This is a genomic window from Peribacillus sp. CSMR9 (assembly GCF_033141925.1).
GTDB lineage: Bacteria > Bacillota > Bacilli > Bacillales > DSM-1321 > Peribacillus > Peribacillus simplex_A.
The window spans coordinates 94,699-100,990 of sequence record NZ_JAOPHO010000006.1; the positions used below are offsets into that span (position 1 = coordinate 94,699).

5 protein-coding genes are annotated in these 6,292 nt (G+C 37.3%); 4 read left to right on the forward strand and 1 reads right to left on the reverse strand.

Annotated features, from left to right (window positions below):
- Window positions 1-47 precede the first annotated feature (47 nt).
- Window positions 48-1,316, forward strand: coding sequence for an S-adenosylmethionine decarboxylase related protein (locus N9I19_RS06235; protein WP_317777278.1), 1,269 nt, complete (start codon window positions 48-50; stop codon window positions 1,314-1,316).
- Between the two features lie 274 nt (window positions 1,317-1,590).
- Here the strand turns inward: N9I19_RS06235 and N9I19_RS06240 are convergent, their stop codons facing one another.
- Window positions 1,591-1,722, reverse strand: a complete 132-nt coding sequence (locus tag N9I19_RS06240) for a hypothetical protein (RefSeq protein ID WP_286140827.1) — start codon at window positions 1,720-1,722, stop codon at window positions 1,591-1,593.
- A 372-nt stretch (window positions 1,723-2,094) separates the two neighbouring features.
- On the opposite strand from N9I19_RS06240, the gene N9I19_RS06245 reads away from it, so the two are divergent.
- From N9I19_RS06245 to N9I19_RS06255, 3 genes are all read left to right on the forward strand, one after another.
- Window positions 2,095-3,285, forward strand: a complete 1,191-nt coding sequence (locus N9I19_RS06245; RefSeq protein WP_061461541.1) for a glycine C-acetyltransferase — start codon at window positions 2,095-2,097, stop codon at window positions 3,283-3,285.
- 42 nt (window positions 3,286-3,327) lie between these two features.
- Entirely contained in the window at window positions 3,328-4,287 is a 960-nt protein-coding gene (locus tag N9I19_RS06250) for an L-threonine 3-dehydrogenase (RefSeq protein ID WP_317777279.1), read from the forward strand.
- 407 nt (window positions 4,288-4,694) lie between these two features.
- A complete protein-coding gene (locus tag N9I19_RS06255; protein ID WP_317777280.1) occupies window positions 4,695-6,098 on the forward strand; it encodes an amino acid permease in 1,404 nt (467 codons plus the stop codon).
- Window positions 6,099-6,292: the final 194 nt, after the last annotated feature.

The following is a 6,292-nucleotide window of genomic DNA, read 5'->3' on the forward strand; positions in this document are numbered from 1 at the left end:
TCATCCAAAACTACATAGTTTAAAGTAAAAGGTGACGAGGTGCAGAAATGGATGATAACAAAAAAGTGATAACCATTTTAGGAAGTGCGGGAGGGGCCGCAAAATCAATACTTTCCATATTGAATAAATCAGTTATTGATAAAAGGGATCCAATCCATCATTTTATTTCCAGTTGTACTTTACATTTAATCGATATTAAACAAAAAGAAGAAAAATATTATCATGAATTATTTCCACAGCTAAAAAATCACTTTGTATTCCATCAACTTGATTTAAAAGATACAAAGAGGTTTACTAAGCATCTTGAAAGCACAAAAACATTTTGTGTAATAGATCTATCACGGGCGGATACGGTTGAAATACTAGATTGCTGTAATGCATTAGGTGTTAATTATGTTAATTCCGCTATAGAAAAAACAACGATTGACGAAAAGGAAGAATTATCTCATGGATTTCCTTTAATTGAACGAATCAGGCATTTTGAAAAGTATAAGGATCAATTTTCAAATTCAACAGCCATTATTGGTTCGGGAATGAATCCAGGAGTGGTTCAATGGATGGCCGTTGAGCTGTTAAAGAAAGATTCAGGAGAACGTCCACTTGGCTGTTATATTGTAGAGCATGACAATTATTTTTTTAAGGACAAGGCGAAGGCAAAAAAGGACGTCATTTACACAACCTGGTCTCCCGAGTGCTTTCTGGACGAGGCTATTTCAAGCTATCCGATGTTTATGAACCACCATACACCGCTCTTTTTATATGAAAATGTTTATGATGTCGAATTTAAAGTCTCTTTAGGGGACAAGCAGTTTTACGGTTGTTTAATGCCTCATGAAGAAGTATATTCTTTGGGCAAATTGTATGATATGGAAGGCGGCTTTTTATATAAGGTAAATGACCATACGACGGAGTTAATCCGCTCAAAACTGGATGATGTTGATCAATTATGGGACCATGAAATGGAGGTTCTCGATCCGCTTGAAGACGAACTTGAAGGGGAAGATCTAGTTGGTGTCCTTATTGTTTATCAAGAAAAGGAGCATTATATGTACAATGTATTAGAGAATGGCGAAATCTTTTCCAAATACAAAACCAATGCAACATACTTTCAAGTGGCCTGCGGTATATATGCTGCCTTATCGGTGCTGCTAATGGATCGAATCCCCAAAGGAGTTTACTATGTGGATGAGTTATTGTTAAAAACCAATAATCATTATGGTCAATATTTGACCTATTATATGACGAATTTTGTAATAGGGGAAAATAAACATTCAGATGGTCCTTTACTTCACAGGATGAAAAGGGTGAACCCATAATGTACATTTGAAGTCGTCATCAATGAAAGGGACTGGCTTCAATTTTTCAATTTAATAAAGTTGTGCACAAGTTGTGGATAAAGGAAGGGGGAAATAGGGGAAATCCTTATTCTTCAGACTTTGCTCCTGATTATGTGCATAACTTTTTTTTTTTTTGGATGAACTAAAGGGTCCGTTTAGTCAAAGGATGTATGGACCCTATGTGTTGTAATGAACACTAACTGTCCATTAGAGCAATGTAAACAGATAAAAGAGGATAATTAATCCGCTAAGTTTACTTGTCTTCATTTTCTTCTTCAACAGATTTTTGGACGATTTCTTTTATTTCTCCTATATCACCTTTTGCATTGATGATTTCAAAGATCTCATTTAAGCCTTCTGAGGTTTTTTCATCTTCTGTTTTCACTATATCCCTCCTTTTTTATGGTTATTTGTTAAAGTCTCCAAAAGCCAGAAGATAAAACATATGTTTCTTTGGAAAATTGATGATATTCTCATTGTATTTCCAGCGATTTGAACGACTTTTTTAGCGGGTTTTATTGTAAAACTACAAAAATTCCGATTTTTTTGTCCACACAATATGGACAACATTGAAAATTTCTATTATTATGATTGTTATAACTATTAGTATAAAAGGATTTAGGTTACTTCCTTGTGTGTTTTTAGAGAGGACACATGTGTTTTTAGAAAAAATGGTCAAATTCAATAAACTTGAAATAGGGGTAAAACATATAAAATTCCTGCATTTATTCCAAACATCAATGAGGGGGTATATTAAATGTCAAGTGAAATATTAAATCGATTTTTGAAAGAAAATTTGGAAGATTTAAAAGATAAAGGACTTTACAACGTTATTGATCCGGTAGAAGGTCCAAACGGTCCGGTAATCACCATTGCGGGCAGAGAATTAATTAATTTATCATCAAATAACTATTTAGGTTTAGCAACAGATCGACGATTGATAGAGGCTTGCATAGAAGCAACGAAAACATATGGAGTCGGAGCCGGTGCCGTTCGTACGATCAACGGAACATTAGATATTCATGTTAAATTAGAAGAAAAGCTTGCTGAATTTAAACATACAGAAGCGGCCATTGCTTATCAATCGGGCTTTAATTGTAATATGGCTGCCATTTCAGGAGTGATGGATAAACATGATGCCATTCTTTCAGATGAACTGAATCATGCATCCATCATTGATGGATGTCGATTATCTAAAGCAAAGATTATTCCATTTGTCCATTCCGACATGGACGATTTACGAACAAAAGCGCGTCAAGCAAAAGAGTCCGGATTATTTAACAAAGTCATGATTATTACCGATGGAGTTTTCTCGATGGATGGGGATATTGCCAAGCTTCCTGAAATTGTGGAGATTGCAGAAGAGTTTGATTTAATTACTTATGTTGATGATGCACACGGTTCGGGGGTACTAGGCAATGGTGCAGGAACGGTAAAACATTTCGGGTTATCGGATAGAGTGGATTTCCAAATTGGAACATTATCCAAAGCCATTGGTGTTGTAGGAGGCTATGTAGCAGGAAAGAAAGATTTAATTGATTGGTTAAAAGTAAGAAGCCGTCCATTTTTATTTTCAACGGCTGTCACACCGGGAGCAGTTGCAGCTAGTATAGAAGCCATTGATATTTTGATGACTAGCTCAGATCTTCAAAATAAGCTGTGGGAAAACAGTGATTACTTGAAAAAAGGCCTAAAAGAATTAGGGTTTGATATCGGTGCGAGCGAAACACCGATTACGCCTTGCATTATAGGTGATGAAGCAAAAACGCAGCAATTCTCAAAGAGGCTGAATGAAGAAGGCGTATATGCTAAATCCATCGTATTTCCTACCGTTCCAAAAGGAACAGGAAGAGTGCGGAATATGCCCACTGCTGCTCATACAAAAGAGATGCTGGATCGTGCATTAGCGATTTATGAAAAAGTAGGAAAAGAAATGTCGATCATTTAAGAACATTGCATGCTGTAAAGAGAAAAAGGGGAGGGATTTTTGATGAAAAAGGTCTTAGTAACGGGTGCTTTAGGTCAAATTGGTTCAGAACTGACGCTGAAAATGAGAGAGATCTATGGATCTGACAATATCATTGCAACAGATATTCGAAAAACGGACAGCGATGTTGCCCAATCAGGCCCATTTGAGATTTTAGATGTTACAGATGAAAAAGCGATGTTTAATATGGCAAAAAAACATGAAGTGGATACGATTATACATTTAGCTGCTTTATTGTCAGCAACAGCTGAAAAGAAGCCTCTTTTAGCTTGGCATTTAAACATGGGCGGATTGGTCAATGCTTTGGAATCGGCACGAGAACTCGATTGCCAGTTATTCACACCTAGTTCTATTGGTGCGTTTGGTCCATCGACTCCTAAAGATTGGACACCGCAAGACATCATTCAACGGCCGAATACGATGTACGGAGTGAATAAGGTATCCGGGGAGTTATTATGTGATTATTACCATCATAAATTTGGGGTTGATACGAGAGGTCTTCGATTCCCGGGATTGATTTCGTATGTTACACCTCCTGGCGGTGGAACTACCGACTATGCAGTTGAAATTTACTATGAAGCGATTAAAAACAAGCGATATACTTCTTACATTGATAAGGGAACGTATATGGATATGATGTATATGCCTGACGCTTTAGCTGCCATCATTACACTAATGGAGGCAGATGCTTCAAAATTAAAACATCGGAATTCTTTCAATGTGTCTGCCATGAGCTTTGATCCGGAGCAAATTGCAGCCGAGATTAAAAGGCATATTCCGGAATTTGTCATGAATTATGAAGTCGATCCTGTAAGACAATCCATTGCCGATAGCTGGCCAAATACAATAGATTCAACTTGTGCAAAGGAAGAGTGGGGATTTAAGGCGGAATATGATTTGGAGAAAATGACGAATGACATGTTGGTGAAACTGAAATTAAGGTCACTTTTAGTAACCGCATAAATAAACCTGCTTGCCGAATAAAAGAGTTGTAATACTCTTTTATTCGAGTTTCTTTATTCAGATGAATTTTAAACGTTTAAAGGATTACTTTCAATAACCAATAAAAAGTAAGCGCTTTCTATAAGGCGCAATTGAACAACCTCGTATTAATTATTCGGAAATAGGTTGATTAGGATAAAGCTATGCTTCTAAGTTCATATGATACTTAATAACTAGAAATTCATGTTTACAAGAACCTTTCTAACTGTCAGGAATGCTTAAATTAAAAGTGAAGAATGATTTTAAGAGGCAGCTTTAAGATAGATTTAAAAGAGTGGGAGCCTGCTATATCATTTCTATACTAAATAGGGAGAGCATTAAGCATCTTGCATCAAATTTTGACTATTAGTAGTGTAGGGGGAAATGGAATGGCAAACAAAGATTTGAATAGGGACTTGAAAGGCCGTCATATTCAGATGATCGCTTTGGGCGGTACGATTGGTGTTGGTCTTTTCATGGGTTCAGCCAGCACAATCCAATGGACAGGTCCGTCTGTAATGTTAGCTTATGCAATCTCAGGGATTTTTATATTTTTGATTATGCGTGCCATGGGGGAAATGCTGTATTTAGAGCCAAGTACAGGTTCATTTGCAACATTTGGTTATAAGTACATTCATCCATTGGCAGGGTATATGACTGCTTGGAGTAACTGGTTCCAGTGGGTTATTGTCGGGATGGCAGAAATTATTGCAGTTGGAACGTACATGCAGTATTGGTACCCGGATCTCCCTGCTTGGATTCCAGGCTTAATCGCAATGGTTATTCTTGGGGCAGCAAACTTAATTTCCGTTAAGTCCTTTGGTGAAATTGAATTTTGGTTTGCACTGATAAAAATCGTAACGATTATATTAATGATCGTTGCAGGATTTGGACTTATTTTCTTTGGCATCGGTAACGGGGGAGAAGCATTAGGGTTATCAAATCTTTGGGAACATGGTGGTTTATTTACAGGTGGTTGGAAGGGTTTCTTCTTTGCACTATCACTAGTTGTTGCTGCTTATCAAGGTGTAGAACTAATAGGGATTACAGCTGGTGAAGCAAAAGATCCGCAAAAAACGATAACCAAAGCGATTCAAAGTACCATTTGGCGTATTTTAATTTTCTATATCGGTGCGATTTTCATTATTGTAACCGTTTACCCTTGGGATCAATTAAGTGCGATTGGCAGTCCATTTGTTGCTACTTTTGCGAAAGTTGGTATCACGGCAGCAGCTGGAATCATTAATTTTGTCGTAATCACGGCTGCTATGTCTGGCTGCAATAGTGGTATTTACAGTGCAGGACGTATGCTTTACACATTAGGGATGAATGGCCAAGCGCCAAAATTCTTTGCGAAAGTATCTAATAGCGGTGTCCCTTTATTCGGAACGTTCGGCGTGATAGTCGGGTTAGCAATTGGGGTTGTTTTAAGTTATATTGCACCAGAAAATTTATTTGTGCATGTATACAGTGCGAGCGTACTTCCTGGTATGATTCCGTGGTTTGTCATTCTGATCAGTCAAATTCAATTCAGAAAAGTAAAAAAAGCTGAAATGGATAATCATCCATTCAAAATGCCTTTTGCACCTGTTACAAACTACCTGACCATCGCTTTCTTGATTATGGTATTAATAGGTATGTGGTTTAATGATGACACACGTATATCACTTATGGTTGGAATAGGTTTTCTGGCTATCGTTGTAATTAGTTATTTCGCTTTTGGAATAGGCAAGCGTGTACAAGCCGATGTTCAGACAGATCCTCAGACAGAAGATAAAGTGATTAATTTATAATTCACTTTGGATATTTCTAAGTGAGACGATTGTTTTTCATGCATTTTTAATGATCGAAGATAAGAAAATCTAAATAGTCTGATGCTTAACTCAAAATAAGGGCTGCTGCTGCAGCCCTTTTCGTGCGCCCGGCATGGGTGCAATCTATAGGGTGAAAGTCCCGAACCATGAAGGCAGTAGTAGTGGTTAGCTTA

What these genes read in the sequence shown, in the direction of transcription:
- N9I19_RS06235 (WP_317777278.1), top strand. Translation starts at nt 48, where the DNA reads ATGGATGATAACAAAAAAGTGATAACCATTTTAGGAAGTGCGGGAGGG.
- N9I19_RS06255 (WP_317777280.1), top strand. Translation starts at nt 4,695, where the DNA reads ATGGCAAACAAAGATTTGAATAGGGACTTGAAAGGCCGTCATATTCAG.
- N9I19_RS06250 (WP_317777279.1), top strand. Translation starts at nt 3,328, where the DNA reads ATGAAAAAGGTCTTAGTAACGGGTGCTTTAGGTCAAATTGGTTCAGAA.
- N9I19_RS06245 (WP_061461541.1), top strand. Translation starts at nt 2,095, where the DNA reads ATGTCAAGTGAAATATTAAATCGATTTTTGAAAGAAAATTTGGAAGAT.